23 protein-coding genes are annotated in these 24,786 nt (G+C 61.0%); 13 read left to right on the forward strand and 10 right to left on the reverse strand.

What is annotated here, in order from left to right:
* Positions 1–18 precede the first annotated feature (18 nt).
* The 3 genes from emhC to emhA are packed head-to-tail and all read right to left on the reverse strand — an operon-like array spanning position 19 to position 5,801.
* A complete protein-coding gene (gene emhC, locus AC1RL4_RS25935; protein WP_019580905.1) occupies positions 19–1,479 on the reverse strand; it encodes an efflux RND transporter outer membrane subunit EmhC in 1,461 nt (486 codons plus the stop codon).
* On the reverse strand, positions 1,479–4,640 hold the full coding sequence (gene emhB / locus AC1RL4_RS25940) for an efflux RND transporter permease subunit EmhB (protein WP_230175631.1): 3,162 nt from the start codon (positions 4,638–4,640) through the stop codon (positions 1,479–1,481). Before emhB ends, emhC begins: the two co-directional genes overlap by 1 nt.
* Before the next feature lie 3 nt (positions 4,641–4,643).
* Positions 4,644–5,801 carry an efflux RND transporter periplasmic adaptor subunit EmhA gene (gene emhA, locus AC1RL4_RS25945; RefSeq protein WP_019580903.1) on the reverse strand — a complete coding sequence of 386 codons (1,158 nt, stop codon included), beginning with the start codon at positions 5,799–5,801 and terminating at the stop codon, positions 4,644–4,646.
* A gap of 264 nt (positions 5,802–6,065) precedes the next feature.
* On the opposite strand from emhA, the gene emhR reads away from it, so the two are divergent.
* A complete protein-coding gene (emhR, locus tag AC1RL4_RS25950) occupies positions 6,066–6,698 on the forward strand; it encodes an efflux system transcriptional repressor EmhR (protein WP_019580902.1) in 633 nt (210 codons plus the stop codon).
* Positions 6,699–6,998: 300 nt separating this feature from the next.
* Here the strand turns inward: emhR and AC1RL4_RS25955 are convergent, their stop codons facing one another.
* The 3 genes from AC1RL4_RS25955 to AC1RL4_RS25965 are packed head-to-tail and all read right to left on the reverse strand — an operon-like array spanning position 6,999 to position 9,564.
* Complete coding sequence (locus tag AC1RL4_RS25955; protein ID WP_028939265.1) at positions 6,999–8,048, reverse strand: alkene reductase; 1,050 nt, start codon at positions 8,046–8,048, stop codon at positions 6,999–7,001.
* A gap of 21 nt (positions 8,049–8,069) precedes the next feature.
* The gene (locus tag AC1RL4_RS25960) at positions 8,070–9,236 is read right to left on the reverse strand and encodes an MFS transporter (RefSeq protein ID WP_028939266.1); all 1,167 of its coding nucleotides are present in this window, start codon (positions 9,234–9,236) and stop codon (positions 8,070–8,072) included.
* Positions 9,237–9,261: 25 nt separating this feature from the next.
* The gene (locus AC1RL4_RS25965) at positions 9,262–9,564 is read right to left on the reverse strand and encodes an ArsR/SmtB family transcription factor (protein ID WP_018926857.1); all 303 of its coding nucleotides are present in this window, start codon (positions 9,562–9,564) and stop codon (positions 9,262–9,264) included.
* Positions 9,565–9,719: 155 nt separating this feature from the next.
* Between AC1RL4_RS25965 and AC1RL4_RS25970 the strand changes: the two genes are divergently transcribed.
* On the forward strand, positions 9,720–10,289 hold the full coding sequence (locus tag AC1RL4_RS25970) for an acyl carrier protein phosphodiesterase (RefSeq protein WP_028939267.1): 570 nt from the start codon (positions 9,720–9,722) through the stop codon (positions 10,287–10,289).
* Between the two features lie 112 nt (positions 10,290–10,401).
* Here AC1RL4_RS25970 and AC1RL4_RS25975 read toward each other — a convergent pair whose 3' ends face one another.
* Positions 10,402–11,196, reverse strand: a complete 795-nt coding sequence (locus AC1RL4_RS25975) for a lysophospholipid acyltransferase family protein (protein ID WP_028939268.1) — start codon at positions 11,194–11,196, stop codon at positions 10,402–10,404.
* The gene (olsB, locus tag AC1RL4_RS25980; RefSeq protein ID WP_019580897.1) at positions 11,196–11,951 is read right to left on the reverse strand and encodes an L-ornithine N(alpha)-acyltransferase; all 756 of its coding nucleotides are present in this window, start codon (positions 11,949–11,951) and stop codon (positions 11,196–11,198) included. The genes AC1RL4_RS25975 and olsB overlap by 1 nt, the downstream gene beginning before the upstream one ends.
* A 154-nt stretch (positions 11,952–12,105) precedes the next feature.
* Between olsB and AC1RL4_RS25985 the strand changes: the two genes are divergently transcribed.
* The 5 genes from AC1RL4_RS25985 to AC1RL4_RS26005 all read left to right on the forward strand — a co-directional run bounded on the left by AC1RL4_RS25985 (position 12,106) and on the right by AC1RL4_RS26005 (position 16,328).
* The gene (locus AC1RL4_RS25985; RefSeq protein ID WP_493120459.1) at positions 12,106–12,993 is read left to right on the forward strand and encodes an acyl-CoA dehydrogenase middle domain-containing protein; all 888 of its coding nucleotides are present in this window, start codon (positions 12,106–12,108) and stop codon (positions 12,991–12,993) included.
* Between the two features lie 65 nt (positions 12,994–13,058).
* Positions 13,059–14,153 carry a serine hydrolase domain-containing protein gene (locus AC1RL4_RS25990; protein WP_028939269.1) on the forward strand — a complete coding sequence of 365 codons (1,095 nt, stop codon included), beginning with the start codon at positions 13,059–13,061 and terminating at the stop codon, positions 14,151–14,153.
* Positions 14,150–14,479 carry a hypothetical protein gene (locus AC1RL4_RS25995; RefSeq protein WP_028939270.1) on the forward strand — a complete coding sequence of 110 codons (330 nt, stop codon included), beginning with the start codon at positions 14,150–14,152 and terminating at the stop codon, positions 14,477–14,479. Before AC1RL4_RS25990 ends, AC1RL4_RS25995 begins: the two co-directional genes overlap by 4 nt.
* A 99-nt stretch (positions 14,480–14,578) precedes the next feature.
* Positions 14,579–15,169, forward strand: coding sequence for a YceI family protein (locus AC1RL4_RS26000; protein WP_028939271.1), 591 nt, complete (start codon positions 14,579–14,581; stop codon positions 15,167–15,169).
* Position 15,170: 1 nt separating this feature from the next.
* Entirely contained in the window at positions 15,171–16,328 is a 1,158-nt protein-coding gene (locus AC1RL4_RS26005) for a phospholipase D-like domain-containing protein (RefSeq protein ID WP_018926849.1), read from the forward strand.
* 54 nt (positions 16,329–16,382) lie between these two features.
* On the opposite strand, the gene bglX is transcribed toward AC1RL4_RS26005, so the two are convergent.
* Positions 16,383–18,674: a beta-glucosidase BglX gene (gene bglX, locus AC1RL4_RS26010; RefSeq protein ID WP_018926848.1), complete on the reverse strand. Its 2,292-nt coding sequence runs from the start codon at positions 18,672–18,674 to the stop codon at positions 16,383–16,385.
* Between the two features lie 247 nt (positions 18,675–18,921).
* Between bglX and AC1RL4_RS26015 the strand changes: the two genes are divergently transcribed.
* The 4 genes from AC1RL4_RS26015 to AC1RL4_RS26030 all read left to right on the forward strand — a co-directional run bounded on the left by AC1RL4_RS26015 (position 18,922) and on the right by AC1RL4_RS26030 (position 22,474).
* The gene (locus tag AC1RL4_RS26015; RefSeq protein WP_019580891.1) at positions 18,922–19,533 is read left to right on the forward strand and encodes a LemA family protein; all 612 of its coding nucleotides are present in this window, start codon (positions 18,922–18,924) and stop codon (positions 19,531–19,533) included.
* A 43-nt stretch (positions 19,534–19,576) separates the two neighbouring features.
* Positions 19,577–20,317, forward strand: coding sequence for a TPM domain-containing protein (locus tag AC1RL4_RS26020; RefSeq protein WP_019580890.1), 741 nt, complete (start codon positions 19,577–19,579; stop codon positions 20,315–20,317).
* A gap of 48 nt (positions 20,318–20,365) precedes the next feature.
* Positions 20,366–20,983 carry a TPM domain-containing protein gene (locus AC1RL4_RS26025; RefSeq protein WP_018926845.1) on the forward strand — a complete coding sequence of 206 codons (618 nt, stop codon included), beginning with the start codon at positions 20,366–20,368 and terminating at the stop codon, positions 20,981–20,983.
* A 264-nt stretch (positions 20,984–21,247) separates the two neighbouring features.
* Entirely contained in the window at positions 21,248–22,474 is a 1,227-nt protein-coding gene (locus AC1RL4_RS26030) for a class I SAM-dependent methyltransferase (protein ID WP_204124970.1), read from the forward strand.
* On the opposite strand, the gene AC1RL4_RS26035 is transcribed toward AC1RL4_RS26030, so the two are convergent.
* Positions 22,464–23,378 carry a DMT family transporter gene (locus tag AC1RL4_RS26035; RefSeq protein WP_230175642.1) on the reverse strand — a complete coding sequence of 305 codons (915 nt, stop codon included), beginning with the start codon at positions 23,376–23,378 and terminating at the stop codon, positions 22,464–22,466. The two genes, AC1RL4_RS26030 and AC1RL4_RS26035, sit on opposite strands and share 11 nt — an antisense overlap.
* Positions 23,379–23,722: 344 nt before the next feature.
* On the opposite strand from AC1RL4_RS26035, the gene AC1RL4_RS26040 reads away from it, so the two are divergent.
* Both AC1RL4_RS26040 and AC1RL4_RS26045 read left to right on the forward strand, forming a co-directional pair.
* On the forward strand, positions 23,723–24,304 hold the full coding sequence (locus AC1RL4_RS26040; protein WP_230175643.1) for a DJ-1/PfpI family protein: 582 nt from the start codon (positions 23,723–23,725) through the stop codon (positions 24,302–24,304).
* Between the two features lie 14 nt (positions 24,305–24,318).
* The gene (locus AC1RL4_RS26045) at positions 24,319–24,624 is read left to right on the forward strand and encodes a ribbon-helix-helix domain-containing protein (protein WP_019580887.1); all 306 of its coding nucleotides are present in this window, start codon (positions 24,319–24,321) and stop codon (positions 24,622–24,624) included.
* The last annotated feature ends 162 nt before the right edge of the window (positions 24,625–24,786 follow it).

Below are 24,786 nucleotides of genomic sequence, written 5' to 3' on the forward strand. Positions count from 1 at the left end.
TTCGTGTTTACGGCGCTATCAGAACAACTTCATCTTCGGCGCTTCTTCTTTCAACGGCTCGTTCTTCGCCGTCTGTTCATTCCAGCCACCGCCCAACGCCTTGTACAGGTTGACCGCGCTGGTCAGCTGCGCCAGGCGGTCGGTGATCAGCGCCTGTTGGGCACTGAACAGCTGGCGCTGGGCGTCGAGGAAGGTCAGGTTGCTGTCGACCCCGATGCGATAACGACGCTCGGCCAGACGGTAGTAGTCCTGGTTGGCGCTGACGAAATCACGCTGAGCCTGCAACTGCTCGGTGTAGGTCTGGCGTGCAGCCAGGCCATCGGCGACTTCCTGGAAGGCCGTTTGAATGGACTTCTCGTAGTTCGCCACGCTGATGTCTTTCTGGATCTTGGAGTAATCCAGGCTGGCGCGCAGGCTGCCGGCGTTGAAGATCGGCAGGTTGATTTGCGGCTGGAACAACCAGGTGCCCGAACCGCCCTTGAACAGACCGGACAAGTCCGGGCTCAGCGAGCCGGCATTGGCGGTCAGGCTGATGCTCGGGAAGAACGCTGCCCGCGCCGCGCCGATGTTGGCGTTGGCGGCCTTGAGGTTGTATTCGGCCTGGAGGATGTCCGGGCGACGTTGCAGCAAGTCCGACGGCAGGCCCGCCGGCACATCGCTCAGCAGGTCGTCCGACAGAGGCTTGGCTGCTTGCAGATTGGCCGGGATTCCGGTGCCGAGCAGCAACACCAGGCTGTTTTCATCCTGGGCGACCTGACGGGTGTATTTGGCCTGTTGCGCACGAGCGTTTTCCACCGAGGTACGTGACTGGGCCAGATCCAGCGCCGAGGCTACGCCCACTTCGTTGCTGCGCGAGGTGAGCTTGTAGCTCTCCTCGAAGGCACCGAGGGTTTCCTGGGTCAGCTTCAGCAGTTCCTTGTCGGCCTGCCAGGTCAGGTAGGCATTGGCCACGCTGGCCACCAGACTGATCTGCGTGCTGCGCCGTGCTTCTTCAGTGGCGAAGTACTTCTGCAGGGCTTCTTCGCTCAGGCTGCGCACCCGACCGAACAGGTCGAGTTCGTAGGCGCTGATGCCGACGGTGGCCGAGTAGGAACTGCTGATGTTCGCTTCGCCGGTTTGCGAGGCCCGTGCCGGAACCCGCTGACGACTACCGCTGCCGGTGGCCGAAACCGCCGGGAACAGGTCGGCGCGCTGGATGCGGTATTGAGCCGCATAAGCGTCGATGTTCAGCGCCGCGACGCGCAGGTCACGGTTGTTCTCCAGCGCGGTCTGAATCACCTGTTGCAGCGCCGGGTCGTGGAAAAACTGCTTCCAGCCCTGTTCAGCGGCGGCCTGGTTAGGCGCCTGGGCCGGCGAATACGCCGGGCCTTGCGGGTATTGGCCCGCCACCGGTGCTTCAGGCCGCTGATAATCGGGTATCAGCGAGCAGCCACTCAGCACGAAAGCGGTGACTGCCAGGGAGAGTAGCGACTTGCTCATTAGCCAGCCTCTTGAGAAGTTTCAATGGCGTCATCTTGGTCGGCGAGTTTGCGCTGGCCCATGGACGACACGGTGACGAAGAACAATGGAACCCAGAAGATCGCCAGGATCGTGGCCGTGAGCATACCGCCAATCACCCCGGTACCGATCGCATGTTGGCTACCCGAACCTGCGCCCGTGGAAATGGCCAGCGGTACCACGCCGAGCACGAATGCGAGCGAGGTCATGATGATCGGTCGCAGACGCATCCGGCAGGCTTCGATCGCTGCATCGCGCAGGCTACGCCCTTGCTCATGCAGCTCCTTGGCGAACTCGACGATCAGAATGGCGTTTTTCGCCGCCAGACCGATGGTGGTCAACAGCCCCACCTGGAAATACACGTCGTTGGACAGGCCGCGCAGGCTGGTCGCCATCAGCGCGCCGATGATCCCCAGCGGCACGACCAGCATGACCGCGATCGGGATCGACCAGCTTTCATACAACGCTGCCAGACACAGGAACACCATCAGCAGCGACAAGGCGTACAGCGCTGGCGCTTGCGAGCCGGACAGGCGCTCTTCGTACGACAGGCCGGTCCAGGAAATACCGACACCTGCCGGCAGTTTCTTGGCCAGGGCTTCGACTTCGGCCATGGCTTCACCGGTGGAATAGCCGGGCGCCGGGGCACCGAGGATTTCCATCGCTTCCACGCCGTTGTAACGGGCCAGTTTCGGCGAACCGTAGATCCATTCACCCCTGGCGAACGCCGAGAACGGAACCATGGTGCCGGCGCTGTTGCGCACGTACCACTTCTTCAGGTCTTCAGGGCTCATGCGAGCGCCGGGCAGGCCTTGCACGTAAACCTTCTTCACACGACCGCGGTCGATGAAGTCGTTCACATAGCTACTGCCCAGGGCAATCGACAGGGTGTTGTTGATGTCAGTGAGGGTCACGCCCAGGGCGCTGGCCTTCTCATCGTCGATTTCCAGCTGGTACTGCGGCTCGTCGTTCAGGCCGTTCGGACGGACTTGCGACAGGACCTTGCTTTGCGCCGCCATGCCGAGGAACTGGTTACGGGCTTCCATCAGCTTGTTGTGACCGATACCGGCGCGGTCCTGAAGGAACACGTCGAAACCGGTGGCGTTACCCAGTTCCAGTACCGCCGGTGGCGCGAAGGCAAACACCATGGCGTCGCGGAAAGTAAAGAAGTGCTGTTGGGCACGGGCCGCCAGTTTGAACACGCTGTTGTCGGCGTTACGTTCGTCCCACGGTTTGAGCATGATGAACGCCATGCCCGAACTCTGGCCACGGCCGGCGAAGTTGAAGCCGGTCACGGTAAACACCGAGGCCACCGCATCGCCTTCGCCGCCATCCTTGCTCGGCCGCAGCAGGAATTCGCGCATTTCATCCACGACCACTTGCGTGCGCTGGGAGCTGGAACCGGCCGGGGTTTGCACCTGGGCAAACAGTACGCCCTGGTCTTCTTCCGGCAGGAACGCCGTTGGAATGCGGGTGAACAGCCAGATCATGCCGACCACGATGATCAGGTACGCCAGCAGGTACGGAGCCTTGTACGCGAGCATGTTGCCGACGCCGCGCTCGTAGCTTTTGACGCCACGGTCGAAGTTGCGGTTGAACCAGCCGAAGAAGCCGCGTTTCGGCGTGCCGTGCTCGCCTTTCGGAATCGCCTTGAGCATGGTGGCGCAAAGCGCCGGGGTGAAGATCAATGCAACCAGCACCGACAAGGCCATGGCCGAAACGATGGTGATCGAGAACTGCTTGTAGATCACACCGGTGGAGCCACTGAAGAACGCCATCGGCAGCAGTACCGCCGACAACACCAGGGCAATACCGACCAGCGCACCCTGGATCTGCCCCATGGATTTCTTGGTGGCCTCCTTGGGTGACAGGCCTTCTTCGCTCATGACCCGTTCGACGTTTTCCACCACGACGATGGCGTCGTCCACCAGCAAGCCGATGGCCAGCACCATGCCGAACATGGTCAGGGTGTTGATGCTGAAGCCAAATGCCGCGAGGATCCCGAATGTACCCAGCAATACCACCGGCACGGTCATCGTGGTGATGACGGTGGCGCGGAAGTTCTGCAGGAACAGGAACATCACCAGGAACACCAGCACGATCGCTTCGACCAGGGTTTCAACCACGCCTTTGATCGACTCGGTCACCACCGGGGTGGTGTCGTACGGGAACACCACTTCCATCCCTTGCGGGAAGAACGGCTTCAGGTCGTTGATGGTTTTGCGCAAGGCTTTTGCGGTGTCGAGGGCGTTGGCACCGTTGGCCAGCTTTACTGCCAGACCGGAAGCCGGGCTGCCGTTGAACTGGGCGCTGACGCTGTAGTTCTCGCCACCCAGGCCTACTTCGGCGACGTCTTTGAGGCGAACCTGCGAGCCGTCCTTGTTGACCTTGAGCAGGATTTCCTTGAACTGCTCGGCGGTCTGCAGACGGGTCTTGCCGATGATCGTAGCGTTCAGTTGCTGGCCGGGCAGGGCGGGCAAGCCGCCGAGTTGACCGGACGAGACCTGGACGTTCTGCGCCGCGATGGCGGTTTTCACGTCCACCGGGGTCAGGTTGAAGTTGTTCAACTTGGCCGGATCGAGCCAGATCCGCATCGCGTACTGGGCACCGAAGACCTGGAAGTCACCGACACCGGCGGTCCGCGAGATCGGGTCCTGCATGTTCGACACGATGTAGTTGGACAGGTCGTCCTTGGTCATGCTGCCGTCACGCGACACCACACCGATGACCATCAGGAAGTTTTTCACCGACTTGGTCACGCGGATACCCTGCTGCTGCACTTCTTGCGGCAGCAGCGGGGTGGCCAGGTTCAGTTTGTTCTGGACCTGAACCTGCGCGGTATCGGAGCTGGTGCCCTGCTCGAAGGTCGCGGTAATGGTCATGCTGCCGTCGGAGTTACTTTCCGACGAGACATAACGCAGGTTGTCGATACCGTTGAGCTGTTGCTCGATCACCTGCACCACGGTGTCCTGCACGGTTTGTGCAGACGCGCCAGGGTAAGTCACGGAGATCGCAATGGCCGGAGGCGCAATGCTCGGGTATTGGTTGATGGGCAGCTTGAGGATCGATAAAGCCCCGACCAGCATGATCACCAGGGCAATTACCCAGGCGAAAATCGGACGGTCGATAAAAAATTTCGACATGGTTTACTCCCCTTTGCCGCCGACAGCGACTTTGGCTGCCTGTGCGGGGACCGGGCTCTTGGCGTTGACGTTGGTGGCTTCAGTGGCCTTGACTTCAACACCAGGTCTGACGAATTGCAGCCCTTCAGTGATCAGGCGATCGCCTGCCTTCAGGCCGTCTTCAATCAGCCATTGGTTGCCGACAGTACGGCTGGCCTTGAGCTGACGCAGTTCGACCTTGTTGTCTGGACCCACGACCAGCGCGGTCGGGGTGCCTTTGAGGTCGCGGGTCACACCTTGTTGCGGAGCGAGAATCGCCGCGCTGTTCACGCCGGATTGCAACTGAGCGTGAACGAACATGCCCGGCAGCAGGGTGTGATCAGGGTTCGGGAACACCGCGCGCAGGGTCACGGAACCAGTGGTCTGGTCTACCGAGACTTCAGAGAACTCCAGCTTGCCGTCCACGGCGTACTGGCTGCCGTCTTCCAGGGTCAGCTTGACCGCGGCGGCATTGTCGCCGGCTTTTTGCAGACGACCGCTTTCCAGTTCGCGGCGCAGCTCAAGCAGCTCCACCGAGGACTGGGTCACGTCGACGTAGATCGGGTCCAGTTGTTGGATGACCGCCATGGCGTCGCTCTGGCCGCTGCTGACCAGCGCGCCTTCCGTCACCGACGAACGGCCGATTCGACCGGAGATCGGTGCGTAGACCTTGGTGTAGCGCACGTTGATCTGGGCGGTCTGCAGGGAGGCTTCCGATTGCAGGCGGTTGGCCAGTGCCGTGTCGTATTCCTGACGGCTGACGGCCTGTTCGTCGACCAGTTGCTTGTAGCGATCGGAGATCGATTTGGTCGAACGCAGGTTGGCTTCGGCGCTTTTCAGGGTCGCGTCATAGACCGACGGGTCGATCTGATACAGCTGCTGACCGGCCTTGACGTCGCCGCCTTCCTTGAACAGTCGTTTGAGAATGATGCCGTTGACCTGTGGGCGAACTTCGGCAATGCGGAACGCACTGGTGCGCCCCGGAAGTTCAGACGTCAGGGTGAAGGCTTGTGGTTGCAGGGTTACGACGCCGACCTGAGGGGTGGGTGCGGCAGGTGCCGCCTCTTCCTTTTTACATCCGCTGAGCAGCGATGCCAGGGCGACGGCAGTAACCAGAGCGGTAACAGCTGGCTTGAATTGCATGAAGATCCTCGGGTCAGGCGCGCAAGTTGCGCACAAGAAAGGTGGAAGGTTAAAAAATTTTACCGGGTGGATAAGTAGCTTGCTAAGGAATATACTTACATTCATGCTTGTTTGTAAATACCTTGGCGGCGTACCCACACCGTTACAAAAGCCGTCCAAAGATTTGAATTGTAGGCCTGAGACGAAGCCCGAAAGCGCTCGTCCCACTTCTATTCAGCGGATGTTCAGACATCGCTGAGGCACTCTGATTGAGGTTTTACTGCCATGGTCCGTCGCACCAAAGAGGAAGCTCAAGAAACCCGAAGCCAGATACTCGAAGCGGCAGAAAAAGCTTTTTTCGAGCGGGGCGTGGCACGCACGACGCTGGCGGATATCGCTACCCTGGCCGGGGTGACTCGTGGGGCTATCTACTGGCATTTCAGTAACAAGGCGGATCTGCTGCAGGCGATGCTCGATACCCTGCACGAGCCGCTGAATGAAATGGCCAAGGCCAGTGAAAGCGAAGACGAACTCGACCCGCTGGGTTGCATGCGCAAACTGCTGATTCATTTGTTTCATCAAGTTGCCATGGACCCGAAAACCCGACGCATCAACGAGATTCTGTTTCATAAGTGCGAATTCACCGATGAAATGTGCGACCTGCGCCAGCAGCGCCGAACGGTCAGTCTCGATTGCAATGTGCGAATCGCGCTGGCCCTGAGTAATGCGGTGAATCGCGGGCAGTTACCGGAAAACCTCGACGCTGCCCGCGCGGCCATCAGCTTGCATGCCTACATCGATGGCATCCTGTATCAGTGGCTGTTGGCTCCCGACAGTTTTCAACTGCACATCGAAGCCGAGCGTTGGGTCGACACAGGTTTGGATATGCTGCGCTTGAGTCCCAGCCTGCGCAATTGAAACAAAATGCGTAATTGGATCCGTTTGTGTCAAGGCATGACGCAGGGAATGTCCCTGCTTCGCGCGCCTTTTTGCAATGGGATGCTTTTATATACGTACGTTCGCCAGGTTGATAGGTAGCGAGCTACGTATTTTGTAGGGATTTTGTGTCGAGTATGTGAATGAGTGTGAACGCCCCGGCTACAAGGGCGCCGAATAGCCGACCAAAGGCATCGCATTTGCCTCAGTGACCTTTGATCTTCCATACGCAAAAGCCCCGGCTCTTTCGAGTCGGGGCTTTTGCATTTCAACGGTCGAGGCTTACAGCGTCGGATAGTCGATATAACCGACCGGGCCCTTGCCGTAGAACAGTTCCGGACGCGGCTCGTTCAGCGGCGCGTCGGCCTTCAAGCGCGCCGGCAGGTCCGGGTTGGCGATGAATGGCACACCAAACGCTACCGCGTCGGCCTTGCCACTGGCCAGCCACTCGTTGGCGCTGTCCTTGGTAAAACGCTCGTTGGCGATGTACGGGCCGCCGAAGGCTTCTTTCAATTGCGGGCCGAGGCTGTCGGCGCCTTCTTTCTCACGAGAGCAAATGAACGCGATGCCGCGTTTGCCCAGTTCACGAGCAACGTAGGTGAAGGTCTCAGACAGGTTGTCATCGCCCATGTCATGGGAATCGGCGCGCGGTGCCAGGTGCACGCCGACGCGGCCTGCGCCCCAGACTTCGATCGCGGCGTCAGTCACTTCCAGCAACAGGCGCGCACGGTTTTCCAGGGAGCCACCATAGTTATCGGTGCGCTGGTTGGTGCTGCTTTGCAGGAACTGGTCGAGCAGGTAACCGTTGGCGCCGTGGATTTCCACGCCGTCGAAACCGGCGGCCTTGGCATTCTCGGCCCCCACACGGTAAGCGTCGACGATGTCGGCGATTTCAGCGGTTTCCAGGGCGCGCGGGGTTGGGTAGTCGGCCAATGGACGAACCAGGCTGACATGGCCTTTAGGCTGGATGGCACTCGGTGCGACCGGTGCTTCGCCGTTCAGGTACGAAGGGTGGGAAACCCGACCTACGTGCCACAGTTGCAGGAAGATTTTGCCGCCCGCGCCGTGGATCGCTTTGGTCACGTTGCTCCAGCCGCGCACCTGGTCGTTGGACCAGATGCCGGGAGTGTCCGGGTAACCGACGCCCATCGGCGTGACCGACGTGGCCTCGCTGAGGATCAGGCCGGCAGAGGCGCGCTGCACGTAGTACTCGGCCATCAGCGCGTTCGGCACACGGCCTTCGTCGGCGCGGCAGCGGGTCAGCGGAGCCATGATGATGCGGTTGGCCAACTCAAGGTCGCCCAGTTTGATCGGATCGAAAATAGTCGTCATTTAATAGCTCTCTTTTAGCGATCAGTTAGTAGCAGGGGCCAGTTCGGCATCGCCGCTCTGACGGAAAGTAATCAGGGTTATCAGCAGGGCGAGCACCGCCAGTGCGGCGGCCGCGAGCGGCACGCGGGTCAGGCCGAAGCCGTGGGCGATGACGCTGCCGCCGACCCAGGCACCGAGTGCGTTGCCGACGTTGAAGGCGCCGATGTTCAGGGTCGACACCAGGTTCGGTGCAGCCTTGCCGAAGGTCACCACGTTGACTTGCAGTGCCGGCACGGCGGCAAAGCACGCAGTGGCCCAGAGGAACAGGGTGATTTCGGTCGGGATCAGGGCCACGCTGGTCCAGGTCAGCACAGTGGAGACCACCGCCATGGTGATGAACACGCCGATCAGCGTCGCCGCCATGCCTTTGTCCGCCAGCTTGCCGCCGATGATGTTGCCGACTGTCAGGCCCAGGCCGATGAGCACCAGGGTCCAGGTCACGCCACGCGGGGAAACACCGGTGACTTCGCCCAACAGCGGCGCGACATAGGTGAACAAGGTGAAGACCGACGCGGCGAACAAGGCGGTCATGCTCAACGACAGCCAGATACCAGCCCCCTTGAGGGCGCGCAGTTCGGCGCGCATGTCGAGTTTCTCTTCATCGCGCTTGGCCGGCAGGAAGCGGATCAGGCCGATCAGCGCAATCACACCAATCACGGTTACTGCCCAGAAGGTCGAACGCCAACCGGCTTCCTGACCGAGCGCGGTGCCCAGCGGTACGCCGAGGACGTTGGCCAGGGTCAGGCCGGTGAACATCAGGGCCACGGCCGACGCACGTTTGTTGGCCGGCACCAGGCCTGCCGCCACCACCGAACCGATGCCGAAGAACGCGCCATGGCACAAGGCGGTGACCACACGGGCAAACATCAGGACGTTGTAGTCACTGGCCAGGGCGCAGAGCAGGTTGCCGATGATGAAAATCCCCATCAACGCTACCAATGCGGCCTTGCGCGGCAGCCTGGCGGTGGCCAGTGCCATGAACGGCGCGCCGATGGCCACGCCCAGGGCGTAACCGGTCACCAGCCAGCCGGCGCCGGGGATCGACACGCCGAGGTCCGCCGCCACATCGGGCAACAAGCCCATGATGACGAACTCGGTGGTGCCGATGGCGAAGGCGCTCAAGGCCAGAATGAGTAGCGAGAGGGGCATGATTGATTCCTTATCGGCCAAAGGGTCAGAGCTCTTTGCTGAAGGTGCGGAGGAATTCCTGGATGGTTTCCTCGTTGCGTTTGAAAAAATGCCACTGGCCGACTTTGCGGCTGCTGATCAGGCCGGCGCGTTGCAGGGTCGCCAGGTGTGCGGACACCGTGGACTGCGACAAACCGCAACGTTGATCGATCTGCCCGGCGCAGACGCCGTGCTCGTTGCTGTGGGTCTGGTCGGGAAATTCGACGGCCGGGTCTTTGAGCCAGTGCAGGATTTCTCGCCGTACCGGATGTGCCAGGGCTTTTATTATTTCGTCGAGGTCGAGGTTCATGGCTTGGGGCTCGTGATGAGTAAAACGTTATATCGCGATGGGGCGAACTTTAAATCGGTATTTCGCGATATACCAATATGATTTCGGTCTGATGACTGCGTAAATCGGTATATCGGGTTATAACGATATTGGTGAGGCAGTGCTAAGCTGCGCGGATGAACTATCTCGCACATCTGCACCTCGGTGGCCAACGCCCCGGTCAAATGCTCGGCAGTCTGTATGGCGACTTCGTCAAGGGACGGCTGCAGGGGCAGTTCGATCCAGAGATCGAAGCGGCCATCCAGTTGCATCGCAGCATCGATGTCTTCACCGACCGTCATCCGTTGGTGGATGTCTCGTTGTCACGGTTTTCCATCACGCGCAGGCGTTACGCCGGGATCGTGCTCGACGTGTTTTTCGACCACTGCCTGGCGCGGGACTGGGCGCTGTACGCCGACCGTCCGCTTACGCAGTTCACCTCGGATGTTTACCGGGTGCTGCTGGCCGAGCCGCAGTTGCCGGAGCGCCTGGCGAAGATTGCGCCGCACATGGTGGCCAATGACTGGTTGGGGGCTTATCAGGAGTTCGAAGTGCTTGAGCAGGTGCTGCGGGGGATTTCACGCAGACTGACGCGGCCCGAGGAGCTGGCCGCGGCAATGCAGGAGTTGCGGCGGTTGTATGAACCGTTGAGCGAGGATTTCCGGTTGTTCTATCCGCAGCTTCAAGACTTCGCACAAAACCGCTGACACCAATCCTGCTTTGTAGGAGCGAGCGGTGCGGCGATCCGACTTGCCCGAGAAGAGGTCCTCGAGGGCGCCAAAAGCTTCGCGGGCAAGCCTCGCTCCTACAAACGCAAAATCAGGCGGCGATCAGTTCGCCGGCACGCCGTGGCTCGGCAGGTTTCGCGACTTCACCAAACAACGCCTTCTGCACCGCCTGCTGCGCCTCGAACGCCAGCGCCGCGCGTTCCCGGTCCTGGCACTCGATCGGCTTGAGCAGATGAATCTCCACCTCACCCCGATCATTGGCGAACAGGCGCATCAGGTGCGACAGCAAATCATCATCGCCAATGAACGGTGCCAGGGTATCCAGCTCGCCGTTGCGCAGATAACGAATCGCCACCGGTTGCAGCGCCACTTCGGAATCGATCGCCGCTGACAGCAAACGACCATGAAACGTGCGCAGCGAACGCCCATCGGTGGTGGTGCCTTCCGGGAACATCAGCAGCGGGTGTTCCTGTTCCAGATGGCGAGTCATCTGTTTGCGGATCAATTGACTGTCGCCTGAACCACGGCGAATGAACAGGCTGCCAGCCTTGGCCGCCAACCAGCCCGCCACCGGCCAGGTGCGCACTTCAGCCTTGGACAGGAATGACAGCGGCGTGAGCATGCCCAGCAGCGGAATGTCGGTCCAGGACACATGGTTGCTGACCCAGAGCATCGGCGCCCTCGGCAATTGACCATGGACGGTGACATGAAAGGGCAGGGCATTGCTCAGCCGCGCCATGAAAAACCGCGACCAGCGCTGGCGACGGACCATTGAATGGGCAATCCCCAGTCGTTCGAACACACCGAACACACTGGCCATGCTCAAGCCCAGCGCCACTACCATCAGCACTCGCGCAATTCGCGCGTACACCCGCAAGCGGCTCATTACACCGCCGCCTTGAAGTGCTTGGCGTAACGCGGGCAGAGCTCGTCGCGTTTGAGCAGGATGAACACGTCGGCCACCTGGAAGTCTTCGTCCCAGCACGGCTCGCCGCAGATTTTCGCCCCCAGGCGCATATAAGCCTTGAGCAGCGGCGGCATTTCGGCGATGACGTTCGATGGAATGTCCAGCGTCGGCAATGGCTTCTTCGGCTCGGCCCGCAGGTGTTCGGTGCACAGGTAACGTTCGCGCAGGCGTTGCATGATCGCGTGGGCCTGGATGCCGCCGTCCTGCATCGGAATACTCGCGCAACCCATCAGATAGCTATAGCCGCCCTGGTTCAGCACTTCGGCCAGTTCACCCCAGAGCACGGCGATGGTGCCGCCGTTGCGGTAGGCCGGGTCGACGCAGGTGCGACCGATTTCCAGGATCGGGCCTTTCAGATGAACCAGGCCATGCAGGCTGAATTCTTCTTCGCTGTAGAACTTGCCCAGGCTGCTGGCGGCCGTGTGGTCGAGCAAGCGAGTGGTCGCCACCAGGCGCCCGGTGTTCAAGTCACGTACGCCGATGTGGGCGCAGTGAACATCATAGTCATCCATGTCCAGACCCAATTCCGCGCCTTTCAGCCTGGCGTTGAATTCGCCGCTGAACACGTTGAAGCGCAAGGCCTGGGCTTCCTGCAGCGCCTCGGCGCCCACCAGGCGTTCGGCTTGCAGGCGGCGTTCATTGCCGGTGTCGCTGATGCGGGCGATCTGAGTCATTGCGAATCTCCGTACGGGCTGGCCACCCGTCTTGGGTTGCAGCCGATCGACTTTCTTTATGCAGCCGTGTTGTGCAAAGTCAGGCTATGTAGCCCCGGTGTCATCGCCATGAAGCTTTGGTGATGCTTATATGACAGCCCACAAGGAGCCTCTTATGCCCTGGCAAACCCTGTTGAACCGCAGCGATCGCCTGCCCGCCGATACCGACCTTGGCGAAGGCTTCGCGACCTTGTTGCACCGCTTGGGCACGGTCACCCCGTTCGAATTGGCGGTGAACGGCGGACGGCTGATGGCGACTCCGGGGTTGGCGTTTCTGGTGGGGTATCAGGCGGCGCTGCGGATGCTCTGGCCGAGCGCGCCGCTGAGCCTCGGTGCGTTGTGCGCGACCGAGCAGCGCAGCTTGCGGGTGGCGGACATGCAGACCCGGCTGCGGGATCTGCGTCTGAGCGGACGCAAGGATTTCGTCACCGCCGGCGATGCCGCCGACTGGCTGCTGGTCGCTGCTCGCAGCGAAGAGCCAGGCAGCGACCCGCGCCTGAGTCTGGCAGTGGTTTACCCCGGCGAACCGGGCGTGCGTCTGGAGAAACTCGCGCCGTTGCCGTTGATGCCCGAGATCAGCCACGGTCGGCTGTTTCTCGACAACGCGCTGTGCGAATTGCTGGCGGGGGATGGCTGGGATGCTTACGTCAAACCGTTCCGCACCCTGGAAGACATTTATGTGCTGAGCGCCATGACCGCGTGGCTGTTCGGCATTGGTCAGGACAACGACTGGCCGCACACCTTGCAACTGCGTTTACTGGCGCTGCTGGCCGGGTGCGCGGAAGTCAGCCGCCAGGCGCCGAACAATCCGGCCGGGCATGTGTTGCTGGGCGGTTTGTTTGCGCAGTTCGATGGGCTCAAGGCTGAAGTGAATCAGGCCATGACCGATGGCCCGCCGCAATGGGCGGCGGTGTGGCAACGCGATCAGGCCGTGATGGATCTGGCGGCAGGGGCGCGGGGCAAGCGGTTGGCCAATGCGTTGGCGGGATCTTCGTTAGGGTGACGGGTCTCCCAAAACTGTCATCAACCTCGACTAGGCTCAGCAGGTTCATCCTCCGAGCGTCCTCCATGTTCAAAGGCTTGTCGCTGATTTCCATCCTGCTGTTCAGCTTCACGGCCAATGCCGAAAACTGGCCGGGCGAGCAGTGGCCAACCGGCCCGACAGTCGCCGGCCCGGCCGTTCAAGCCCTGGAAAACTACGCTTTCCCACTCCGCAACGACACCACCCGCGAGGGCATCCGCAGCGATGCCTTGCTGGTGATCCATGACGGCCAACTCGTCTACGAGCGCTACGCCGACCCGACCCGTGCCGACACCCCGCACCTGATCTGGTCGATCAGCAAAAGCCTGATGGCCACGGTGCTCGGCGTGGCCTATGGCGAAGGTCTGTTCAAATTGCAGGACCCGGTGGTGCAGTTCTATCCAGCGCTGGAAAAACACCCCGCCATGACCATGGCCGACTTGCTGCACTGGGCCTCGGGCCTGGATTGGCAGGAAGACTATGAGTACGCACCGTTGAAGTCCTCGGTGGTGGCGATGCTTTACACCCGAGGTCATCGCGACATGGCAGCGTTTACCGCCGACCACGACGCGTACGCCAGGCCCGGTCAGGCCTTCCGCTACTCCAGCGGCGACAGCAATCTGCTTTCCGCCGCGTTGAAAGCCATTGTCGGCCCGGCCCGATATCCGGATTATCCGTGGACCGCATTGTTCGAACCCCTGGGCATTCGCGGCGCGGTTTGGGAAGCGGATGCCACGGGGACATTTGTCGCTTCGTCCTATGCCTACCTCACCGCCCGGGACCTGGCACGGGTTGGCCTGTTGATGGCGCGCGACGGTCGCTGGCGCGAGCGGCAGCTGCTGCCCAAGGCGTGGGTCGACTTCAGCCGCGAGCCGTTCGCCCGCTACCGAGCCAACCAGGATGAAGCGGTGCCCGGCGGCCATTGGTGGCTCAATCGAGCGGTGGACGGTGCAGCACAACCCTGGCCCGATGCGCCCGTCGACACCTTCGCCGCGCTGGGTCATTGGGGCCAGGCGATGTACGTGATTCCCAGCGAAAAGCTGGTGATCGTCCGCTACGGCGATGATCGCGATGGAAGTTACCGGCACAACGAACTGCTCAAACTCGCGCTCAAGGCGTTTGCCATGAAGGTGCAGCCATGAGCCGTCGCAGTTTTATTCGCCGTCGGCCGTTCAGCACATTGTTGCTGGTGCTGCTGATCGCTTTGCTCGGCTGGGGCTGGCAGGAACGCGTGGCGCTGTGGGCTTTTCCCGACATCATCAGCGCTTACACCGCCAAGGAATACTGCTCGTGCCGTTATGTGATGAACAATCCGGCGGCGTATTGCCAGGGTTATGTGAAGCAGTACTTACCCACCAACGGTTTCGTCGATGATGCCGCGAGCAAGCGGGTGACGGTCGGCGGATTGGGGCGCAGCAACAGCGCCGCTTGGGTTGGCGAACGGCAGGGATGTCGCCTGCAACCCTGAACTTTCCCCTGTAGCAGCTGCCGAAGGCAGCGGCTACAGGTTTGCAACTGACTCGCGGACAGTTAAGGTTCGCTCAGGTTTATCTGCCCCCGAGTTTCTATGTTCAAGCGGTTCATCTGCAAAACCCTCGCTTCCCTGCTGCTGGCCGGTGTCACCGTGTCGGCCCAGGCCAATTGGTACCTGGACGGCGAGTCCTCGCGGCTGTCGTTTGTCAGCACCAAAAACGCCAACATCTCCGAAGTGCAGCGCTTTCTGGTGCTGCACGGCAAGGTCGACCCCAAGGGGCTGGCCGAGGTAGAAGTCGAGCTGGAGTCAGTCAACAGCGGCATTCCGCTACGTGACGAACGCATGCGCAAGGAACTGTTCCAGATCCAGACGTTTCCCGAAGCGCTGATCACCACGCAGATCGATTTGCGGCCAATCAACGACCTGGCGCCCGGTGCGCAACTGGAACTGCGCTTGCCGGTGACCGTCAACCTGCACGGCAAGCAACACCAATACAACGCCGAACTGCTGGCGACCCGTCTCGATGACCGGCGCTTTCAAGTGGTGACCCTCGAGCCTTTGGTGATCAGCGCCGAAGATTTCGACCTGGCCCCAGGCCTGGAAAGCTTGCGCAAGCTCGCCGGTTTGTCGGCCATCAGTCTGTCGGTACCGGTGGGTGCGGTGCTGATTTTCACGGCGCGCTGACATGCGTGGTGCAATTTTTCCGTGGCGCGAAGGCAATCGCTTCGAACTGCTGATCGACGGCCCGCAGTTTTTCCCGCGCATGCTGGTGGCGATTGCGCGCGCCGAAGAGCAAGTCGAACTGGAGCTGTACCTGGTGGAGGCGGGAGCGTGCGCCGAGGCGATGGTTCAGGCGCTGGTCCAGGCGGCCGAGCGTGGCGTGCGGGTACGCTGTCTGTTCGATGACTATGGCAGCCTGGCCTTCACCCTGACTTTGCGTCAGCGCCTGATGGCCGCCGGGGTCGAGTTGCGTTTTTACAATCGCCTGAGCTGGCGACGCTGGGTGGGCAACTTCTATCGCGATCACCGCAAGTTGCTGCTGGTGGATCAATCCCTGGCGGTCGTCGGTGGCACCGGGGTCACCGATGAGTTCTGGTCACCGGGCGAAGACACCTGCGAATGGCACGAAGTGATGGTGGAAATCACCGGTCCCCTGGTCATCGACTGGCAATTGCTGTTCGACCGCCAATGGATCGCCAACCGCTATCGGCGTGCCTGGAAACCCGTTTCGCACTTCGGTTTACCGCGCCTGCCGCGAGTGCCGGTGATGGGCGAGGGCATGGGCCGGGTCGCTTATGCCGACGCCCGCCAACATCGGGACATTCTGCAATCGCTGATTCGCGCGCTGAACAGTGGCAAGCAGCGGATCTGGCTGGCCACGCCCTATTTCCTGCCAACCTGGAAAGTCCGCCGCTCGCTGCGCCGGGCGGCGAATCGGGGCGTCGATGTGCGTTTGCTGCTGACCGGGCCACGCACCGATCACCCGTCGGTGCGCTACGCCGGGCATCGCTACTATCCGCGACTGCTCAGGGCCGGGGTGAAGATCTTCGAGTACCAGCCGTGTTTCCTGCACCTGAAAATGGTGTTGATCGACGATTGGGTGAGCATCGGCTCATGTAATTTCGATCACTGGAATCTGCGCTTCAATCTGGAGGCCAACCTCGAAGCCCTGGACCCTGGGTTGACCCGAGCGGTGGCGGCGAGTTTCGAGAATGACTTTGCCTTGAGCCAGGAAGTCAGTCTTGAGGCGTGGAAGCGCCGACCGTTGTGGCGGCGGGTCAAGCAGAGGGTGTGGGGTTGGGTGGATCGGGTGGTGGTGAATCTGCTGGATCGACGGGGCTGAACACTTTTTCAGAGCGTTCCCACGCAGAGCGTGGGAACGATCAATTAAGCGGGGTTACAGCAACTCAAAACTCTGCTGCGTCACGTCTTGGGAGTCCAGGCCGATCTCCACGTTGAACTTGCCCGGTTCCGCCGCGTACTTGAGCTGGGCGTTGTAGAACTTCAGGTCATCCTCGGTGATGGTGAAGTGCACGACTTTCTGTTCGCCGGCCTTGAGCAGCACTTTCTGGAAGTTCTTCAGTTCCTTGACCGGGCGGATCATCGAGCCGGTCACGTCCTGGATGTACAACTGCACCACGGTTTCGCCGTCACGCTTGCCGGTGTTCTTCACCACGACGCTGGCATCGAGCTTGCCGGTCTTGTTCAGCGTGGTCGACGACAATGCCATGTCGGTCAGGCTGAACTGGGTGTAGCTCAGGCCGAAGCCGAACGGGAACAGCGGCCCGGTGGTGTCTTCGAAATACTGCGAGGTGTAGTTGCCCGGTTTGCCGGGAGTGAACGGCCGGCCGATGCTCAGGTGGTTGTAGTAGGTCGGAATCTGACCCACCGAGCGCGGAACGGTGATCGGCAGCTTGCCCGACGGGTTGTAGTCGCCGAACAGTACGTCAGCGATAGCGTTACCGCCTTCGGTGCCACTGAACCAGGTTTCCAGAATCGCGTCAGCCTGCTCTTTCTCTTCGAGAATCGACAGCGGACGACCGTTCATCAACACCAGCACCAGCGGTTTGCCGGTGGCTTTCAACGCCCTGATCAGCTCGCGCTGGTTGCCCGGGATGTTCAGGTCGGTGCGGCTCGACGATTCGTGGGACATGCCACGGGATTCGCCTACTGCGGCCACTACCACATCGGCATCTTTGGCGGCTTTTACCGCTTCGTCGATCAACACGTTGGCCGGGCGCGGATCGTCCACCACTTCCGGGGCGTCGAAGTTGAGGAAGTTCAGGTAATCGAGGATTTTCTTGTCGTCGGTGATGTTCGCGCCACGGGCGTAGATCAGCGTCGACTGCGCGCCGAGGGCATTTGTCATGCCGTCGAACAGCGTTACCGATTGCGCAGGTTTACCGGCGGCGGCCCAACTGCCCATCATGTCGATCGGCGCCTTGGCCAGTGGGCCGACCAGGGCGATTTTCGCGGTTTTCTTCAGGGGCAGGGTGTCGCCCTGATTCTTCAGCAACACCAGGCTGCGGCGCGCGACATCACGGGCTTCGGCACGGTGCAGGCGGCTTTCGGCGTAGGTGTCGGCCGGGTCATCCTCGGCCTTGCCGATGCGCAGGTACGGGTCTTTGAACAGGCCCATGTCGTACTTGGCGGCGAGCACTTCGCGCACGGCGTTGTCGATGTCTTTCTGTTCGATCTCGCCGGATTTGAGCAGTCCCGGCAGCTCTTTGCCGTAGAGCGTGTCGTTCATGCTCATGTCGATGCCGGCCTTGATCGCCAGCTTCGCCGCTTCACGACCGTCGCGGGCGACGCCGTGTTTGATCAGTTCGAAAATCGCCCCATGGTCGCTGACTGCCAGGCCCTTGAAGCCCCATTCCTTGCGCAGCAGGTCGTTCATCAGCCAGGTGTTGGCGGTGGCCGGTACGCCGTTGATCGAGTTCAGCGCAACCATCACCCCGCCGGCACCGGCGTCGATGGCGGCGCGGTACGGCGGTAGGTAATCCTGGTACATCTTGACCGGGCTCATGTCGACGACGTTGTAGTCGCGACCGCCCTCGACCGCGCCGTACAAGGCAAAATGCTTGACGCTGGCCATGATGCTGTCGGCTGCGTTCGCACCGCTGCCCTGCAAGGCCTTGACCATCACGCCGGCGATTCGCGAAACCAGGTAGGTGTCTTCGCCGAAGCCTTCGGAGGTGCGGCCCCAGCGTGGGTCGCGGGAGATGTCGACCATCGGCGCGAAAGTGATGTCGAGGCTGTCAGCCGCGGCTTCCTGGGCGGCGATGCGCCCGGACCGGCCAATGGCGTCCATGTCCCAACTCGAGGCCAGGGCCAGGGGAATCGGGAAAATGGTGCGGTGGCCGTGGATCACGTCATAGGCGAAGAACATCGGGATCTTCAACCGGCTGCGCATGGCCGCGTCCTGCATCGGGCGGTTTTCGGCGCGGGTGATCGAGTTGAAGGTGCCACCGATATTACCGGCCGCGATTTCCTTGCGGATCAGCTCCCGAGGCATTTCCGGGCCGATGCTGATCAGGCGCAACTGGCCGATTTTTTCATCGAGGGTCATTTGTTTCATCAGGTGGCTGATGAAGGCGTCCTTGTTCTCTATCGGTGCGGGCGTCGTGGCGGCCAATACAGTATGACTGGCCAGGCTGACGAACAGGCCCAGCAAACACAGCTTCTTCATGAATGTTCTTCTCAAAAGGCCCAAGCGGCAGTGAATACGCGCCGGTCAGCCAAAATTTTGGGAGCGACTATTGTTGTTTGGGTGTTGCTCAGAAAAATGCAGCACACTTCTTACTGTTTTTTCGCTGGGCATCTTTTAGCCCATTGGCTCGATGCAATCCAGTAGCGGCGCAGATTATGCCCCAAGAGCCGGGGTCAAAGTTCGCCGGTTGTTTTATCAACGCACTGTGCAAGGGAGCATCAACCAGATGAATGTACGACACCCCTATCGGTCGAGCCTGCAGGTTGCAGCCTTGATGTTGCTGACCACTCTGCTGGCCGGTTGCGGCATCAACACGATCCCGACCCTCGACGAACAGGCCAAGGCCGCGTGGGGCCAGGTGCAGAACCAGTACCAGCGCCGTGCCGACTTGATCCCCAATCTGGTGGAAACCGTCAAGGGTTATGCCCGGCATGAGGAAGAAACCCTGACCGCGGTGGTCGAAGCCCGGGCCAAGGCGACGTCGATCCAGGTGGATGCCAGCACGCTGGATAATCCGGAAAAACTCAAACAGTTCCAGCAGGCGCAGGATCAGCTGACCGGCGCGCTGAGTCGGTTGATGGTGGTGTCCGAGCGTTATCCGGACCTCAAGGCCAACCAGAACTTCCTGGCGCTGCAATCGCAACTTGAAGGCACCGAGAACCGCATCGCCGTGGCGCGTCGCGACTTCATCCTCGCGGTGCAGAAATACAATACCGAGCTTCGCACCTTCCCCGGTCGCTTGTGGCACACCGTGTTGTACAGCGACTTGCCGATCCGCGAAACTTTCGAGGCCACCAGCCCCGGAGCTGAGAAAGCGCCTGAAGTGAAGTTCCAGTAGGCGCCGGACCGGGTTTGAAGTGCCACCAAGGAAGAGGTTGCCAATGCGCGTGATGAAAGTGGGCCTGATGCTGTTGTTCTGGGTCTTTGCCCTGACGGCCCAGGCCGGGTTGAAGTTTCCGGAACTGACCGGACGGGTGGTGGACAACGCCCAAATGATCGAGCCAGCGGTGCGCGAGCAGCTGGTTCAGCAGCTTAATGCCCACGAGAAATCCACCGGCGAGCAGTTGGTGGTGGTCACGTTGCCGGACCTGCAGGGCGCCGACATCGCGGACTTCGGTTATCAACTGGGACGCTACTGGGGCATTGGCCAGAAGGACAAGAACAACGGCGCGCTGCTGATTGTCGCGCGTGCCGAGCGAAAATTGCGGATCGAAGTCGGTTATGGCCTGGAAGATCGCCTGACCGATGCGCAGAGTTCGGTGATCATCAATCAGGTGATCACGCCGGCGTTCAAGGCCGGCAATTTCAGCAAGGGCATCAGCGATGGCGTTTCGGCGATGCTGGTGGTGCTGGGGGGCAATCCGCTGAACGAGCCGTCGACGGTGTATGAGCCGCGTGGCAATCAGGAGAGCGATTTCGTTGCGCGGCATCCGGGGGTATTCGTGTTCCTGGTGCTGCTGTTTATCCTGACGATCTTCGTCGGCCAGATGTTCGGTATTCTGCCAAGTGGAGGGGGTAGAGGCCGGGGTGGTTTCGGTGGCGGAGGTTTTGGCGGCGGTGGCGGGGGCTTCAGTGGCGGCGGGGGCAGTTTCGGCGGCGGTGGTTCGTCGGGCGGCTGGTGATGACACGGCGGGAAACACAACAACAATAGCGAGCAGGCATTCATAAACATGGCATTACTGACTGAACACGAACAACGCAAAGTCGCCGAGGCGATTGCCCGGGTCGAGCGCGACACCGACGCCGAACTGGTGACAGTGCTCGCGGCCCGCGCCGACGACTATGCGTATATCCCGCTGCTCTGGGCCAGCCTGTTGGCGCTGGTGGTGCCGGGTATCGTGCATTACCTGACCGGTTGGCTGACCATGCACAGTCTGTTGCTGGTGCAATGGGTCAGCTTCATCGTGTTGTGCCTGGTGTTCCGGATTCCGAAAGTCACCACGCGCCTGATCCCGCGCTCGGTCCGTCACTGGCGTGCGTCGAACCTGGCGCGTCGGCAGTTCCTGGAGCAGAACCTGCACCACACCGTAGGCGGCACCGGCATGCTGATTTTTGTCTCCGAGGCCGAGCGCTATGTGGAAATTCTGGTGGATGAAGGGATTTCCAAACGGCTGGACAACAAGAATTGGGATGCAATCGTGGCGACGTTTACCCAGCAAGTGAAGCAGGGGCAGACGTTGCAGGGGTTTGTGACGTGCATCGAGGCGTGCGGCGAGTTGCTCAAGGTGCACGTGCCGGTGACACAGGTACGCAATGAGTTGCCGAATCGGTTGGTGGTGTTGAGCTAAAAAGATCGCAGCCTTCAGTAGCTTTTGTGGCGAGGGGGCTTGCCCCCGTTCGGCTGCGAAGCAGTCGTAAAACCAGAGAACTCGGTGTGGCTGAAGAAACTAGGGGGCCGCTGCGCAGCCCAACGGGGGCAAGCCCCCTCGCCACAGGGAACTTACTTGCCTCGGGATTCGCACCGTTTGGTAAATAACTGCGTGTCCCGAACGGCCATCGCCCCTAAAATACCCGCCATTCTCCGATTCGCACCGCCCGAGGCCGTTTTTTCCATGTCTGTCACCGTCACTCCCGCCAGCCTCGCGCCGGATCACCACGCCCAGTTCATCGACCTGCTGCAAACCAGCCTGGATGCCAATGCCTTCATCAAACTGGTGCTGGCCAAGTACGTTGGTGGCGAAGCGGACTTGCAGCGGTTGATCATCAAGCAGCTGACGGTCAAGGATCAGCCGTGCCTGTCCTTCGTCTACCGCTACAAGACCCGCGACATCACCAAGAACCTGCCGATTGCCGAAGGTGTGGCGACCATTGCCGCGCTGTTGCCGGCATCGTTCAAAAATGCGCATTTACTGTCACTGACCGACGAAGCCCAGCTCGAATACAGCAAAAAGGGCAAATCTTCGCTGTTCAAGAGCAAACCTCAGCAATTGCGTGAAGTGCCGTCCGCCGAGCACAACCGCGAGAAGAACCGCTTCCTCGACCTGAACCGGCCGTTCCTCAAAGACCTCGGCGTGACCAACGCCCAGCATGAGCTGATCCCGGCGATGTCGCGCAAGTGGAAGCAGATCAACAAGTTCATCGAAGTCTTCAGCCATGCGCTGACCTCCTCGCCGCTGGCGCTGGACAAACCGGTGCGGGTGGCGGATTTCGGCTCGGGCAAGGGTTACCTGACGTTCGCGATCCATGACTACCTGCGCAACACCCTGAAAGCCGAGGGTGAGGTGACTGGCGTCGAGCTGCGCGAAGACATGGTCACACTGTGCAACAGCGCGGCGGCGAAGCTGGAGCATCCAGGGTTGGTGTTCAAATGCGGTGACGTGCGCAGCGTGGCGCCGAGCGAGCTGGACGTGATGATCGCGTTGCATGCCTGCGACATCGCCACCGACTATGCGATTCACACCGGCATTCGTTCCGGCGCTTCGATCATCATGTGCTCGCCGTGCTGCCACAAGCAGATCCGCCTGCAGATCCAGAGCCCGGCGCTGCTCAAGCCGATGCTGCAATACGGCCTGCACCTGGGCCAGCAGGCGGAAATGGTCACCGACAGTTTGCGTGCGTTGTTCCTGGAAGCCTGCGGCTACGAGACCAAAGTGTTCGAGTTCATCTCACTGGACCACACCAACAAGAACAAGATGATTCTGGCGGTCAAACGCGCCGAGCCGGTGGACCCGGCTCAGTTGTTGGTGAAGATTCAGGAACTGAAGGATTTCTACCACATCAGCGAACATTGCCTGGAAACCCTGCTGCGGGCTGACGGGTTCCTGGTCGCTAAGGCTTGAGCTGAACCCCCGCCGGTAACGTGCCCGGTTGCGCCGGGCGCACTGCGGTCTTGCGCCCGAGCATCACCGTCACGATCACCCCGGTGGCAAACAGCCAGGTAATCGGCTCGACGTGCTCACCGAAGAACAACGCCGAAAACGCGATGGTGAAGAAGATCTGCAGCAACTGGATCTGACTGACCCGGGCGATGCCGCCCATGGCCAGCCCGGCGTACCAGGCAAAGAAGCCGATGAACTGCGAAAACAGCGAGACATAACCGAAGGCCCACCAGGTCCTGGTCGAAATCTCGCCCTGATGTTGCAACCCCAGGTACAGCACCGGCCCGATCAGCAGCGGCGTCGACAATACCAGCGCCCAGCAGATCACCTGCCAGCCGCCCATCTCCCTGGCCAACCGGCCGCCTTCGGCATAGCCCAACCCACCCACGGCAATCGCCCCGAGCATCAGCAAGTCACCGGCCTGAATACTGCCGGCGCCGCTGATCAGCGCATAACCGAGCACCAGCGCACTGCCCAGCGCGGCGCAGGCCCAGAAGGCTTTCGAGGGACGCTCATGGGACAGCCACGCGGCATACAGCGCCACGCACAGCGGTTGCAAACCGTTGACCAGTGCGCCGTGGGAGGCGGGCAACGTCTGCATGGCCCAGGCCGACAGCACCGGGAAGCCGAGGATGACCCCGGCGATCACCAGTGTCAGGCCTTTGATCTGTTTCCAGGTGGGCCATTTTTCCCGGCGCCACAGCAACAACAGCGCTGCCGGAATCGCCGCGAACAGCGCCCGCCCGAGGCCGTTGAGCAGTGGATGGAGTTCCTGCACGACGATCCGCGTGAAGGGCAGGGTCAGGCTGAAGATAACGACGCCGAGCAGGCCGAGGGCCATGCCGGTGTTTTCGCGCGAGGACATGATGGCAACCAGAGTCGAGGGTGGCGGGAAGAGTCATCATCTAGCCATAAACCGGGGGCGTTGCTCTGTTACAGCTAGGCGCAGAGTTATGCGTACAGTTGGGGGTAATGCCTGTGGCGAGGGGGCTTGTCGGAACGCCGCACCGCCCCGTTCGGCTGCGCAGCAGTCGCAAAACCAGAGAGCCTGGTTGACCGGATTAGGGCCGCTTCGCGACCCAACGGGGGCAAGCCCCCTCGCCACAAAAACCATTGCGTCCGTAGTAACTGGTTATTACCCGACCCGCCGGATAAGGACTACCTTGAATACTCCTGCAGGCCCACGCATTTTCCAGAGGAGTCCTCCCCATGGCTGCTAAAAAAATCCTGATGCTGGTTGGCGATTACGTCGAAGACTACGAAGTGATGGTGCCCTTCCAGGCGCTGCTGATGGTCGGTCACACGGTGCATGCCGTTTGCCCGGACAAAACCGCCGGCCAGACCGTGCGCACGGCGATCCATGACTTCGAAGGCGACCAGACCTACAGCGAAAAACCCGGTCATCTGTTTGCCCTGAACTTCGATTTCGCCAAGGTCGATGCGGCGGACTACGACGCGCTGCTGATCCCGGGCGGTCGTGCGCCGGAGTACCTGCGCCTGAACGAAAAAGTCCTGGCGCTGGTGCAAGCGTTCGACAAGGCCGGCAAACCGATCGCGGCCGTGTGTCACGGCGCGCAATTGCTGGCCGCTGCCGGCATTCTTGAAGGTCGCGAGTGCAGCGCCTACCCGGCCTGTGCCCCGGAAGTGCGCCTGGCTGGCGGCACGTACATCGAAATCCCGGTGACGGAAGGCCACGTTCAAGGCAATCTGGCCACAGCCCCGGCCTGGCCGGCGCACCCGAGCTGGCTGGCCGGTTTTCTCGGGTTGCTGGGCACCAAAATCACGCTGTAACGAGGGACCTGCCCATGTGCGAGCTCTACGTCAAGGCCGATCCGATTCTCTACGAATCGCGCTCCCGCTCGCTGCGCATCTGCGGGGTGGTGACCACCCTGCGGCTGGAGAACCAGTTCTGGGACATCCTCAGCGAAATCGCCGAGGTCGACGGCATGACCACCAATCAGTTGATCGCCAAACTGTATGAAGAGGTGATGGACTACCGCGGCGAGGTGGTGAATTTCGCCTCGTTCTTGCGGGTCAGTTGCATGCGCTATTTGAGCCAGCGCCGGGTGCAGGCACCTGAGTTGTCGGTGGTGCGGACGGTGGTGAAGTAGGGCGGTTTTTGTATCGGCCTCGGGGGCGCCTTCGCGGGCAAGCCTCGCTCTTACGGATGTACGCCATATCCGCGATCACAGATATCTGTAGATACTCTGTTCACGGTCAAGCTTTTAGTAGATGTTTTTCGCTGAAAAGCTTGGCCGTATCGAAATCCTCTC

This window comes from Pseudomonas sp. GW822-FHT07A10 (genome assembly GCF_058798795.1).

Coding starts and splice junctions, on each gene's coding strand:
- AC1RL4_RS25970 (WP_028939267.1), top strand. CDS start 9,720: ATGAACTATCTCGCACATCTGCACCTCGGTGGCCAACGCCCCGGTCAA.
- AC1RL4_RS26025 (WP_018926845.1), top strand. CDS start 20,366: ATGGCATTACTGACTGAACACGAACAACGCAAAGTCGCCGAGGCGATT.
- emhC (WP_019580905.1), bottom strand. CDS start 1,479: ATGAGCAAGTCGCTACTCTCCCTGGCAGTCACCGCTTTCGTGCTGAGT.
- AC1RL4_RS25960 (WP_028939266.1), bottom strand. CDS start 9,236: ATGCCCCTCTCGCTACTCATTCTGGCCTTGAGCGCCTTCGCCATCGGC.
- AC1RL4_RS26015 (WP_019580891.1), top strand. CDS start 18,922: ATGAATGTACGACACCCCTATCGGTCGAGCCTGCAGGTTGCAGCCTTG.
- emhA (WP_019580903.1), bottom strand. CDS start 5,801: ATGCAATTCAAGCCAGCTGTTACCGCTCTGGTTACTGCCGTCGCCCTG.
- AC1RL4_RS25995 (WP_028939270.1), top strand. CDS start 14,150: ATGAGCCGTCGCAGTTTTATTCGCCGTCGGCCGTTCAGCACATTGTTG.
- emhB (WP_230175631.1), bottom strand. CDS start 4,640: ATGTCGAAATTTTTTATCGACCGTCCGATTTTCGCCTGGGTAATTGCC.
- AC1RL4_RS26030 (WP_204124970.1), top strand. CDS start 21,248: ATGTCTGTCACCGTCACTCCCGCCAGCCTCGCGCCGGATCACCACGCC.
- AC1RL4_RS26035 (WP_230175642.1), bottom strand. CDS start 23,378: ATGTCCTCGCGCGAAAACACCGGCATGGCCCTCGGCCTGCTCGGCGTC.
- AC1RL4_RS26020 (WP_019580890.1), top strand. CDS start 19,577: ATGCGCGTGATGAAAGTGGGCCTGATGCTGTTGTTCTGGGTCTTTGCC.
- AC1RL4_RS25985 (WP_493120459.1), top strand. CDS start 12,106: ATGCCCTGGCAAACCCTGTTGAACCGCAGCGATCGCCTGCCCGCCGAT.
- AC1RL4_RS25990 (WP_028939269.1), top strand. CDS start 13,059: ATGTTCAAAGGCTTGTCGCTGATTTCCATCCTGCTGTTCAGCTTCACG.
- AC1RL4_RS26000 (WP_028939271.1), top strand. CDS start 14,579: ATGTTCAAGCGGTTCATCTGCAAAACCCTCGCTTCCCTGCTGCTGGCC.
- AC1RL4_RS26005 (WP_018926849.1), top strand. CDS start 15,171: ATGCGTGGTGCAATTTTTCCGTGGCGCGAAGGCAATCGCTTCGAACTG.
- AC1RL4_RS25975 (WP_028939268.1), bottom strand. CDS start 11,196: ATGAGCCGCTTGCGGGTGTACGCGCGAATTGCGCGAGTGCTGATGGTA.
- bglX (WP_018926848.1), bottom strand. CDS start 18,674: ATGAAGAAGCTGTGTTTGCTGGGCCTGTTCGTCAGCCTGGCCAGTCAT.
- AC1RL4_RS25955 (WP_028939265.1), bottom strand. CDS start 8,048: ATGACGACTATTTTCGATCCGATCAAACTGGGCGACCTTGAGTTGGCC.
- emhR (WP_019580902.1), top strand. CDS start 6,066: ATGGTCCGTCGCACCAAAGAGGAAGCTCAAGAAACCCGAAGCCAGATA.
- AC1RL4_RS26040 (WP_230175643.1), top strand. CDS start 23,723: ATGGCTGCTAAAAAAATCCTGATGCTGGTTGGCGATTACGTCGAAGAC.
- olsB (WP_019580897.1), bottom strand. CDS start 11,951: ATGACTCAGATCGCCCGCATCAGCGACACCGGCAATGAACGCCGCCTG.
- AC1RL4_RS26045 (WP_019580887.1), top strand. CDS start 24,319: ATGTGCGAGCTCTACGTCAAGGCCGATCCGATTCTCTACGAATCGCGC.
- AC1RL4_RS25965 (WP_018926857.1), bottom strand. CDS start 9,564: ATGAACCTCGACCTCGACGAAATAATAAAAGCCCTGGCACATCCGGTA.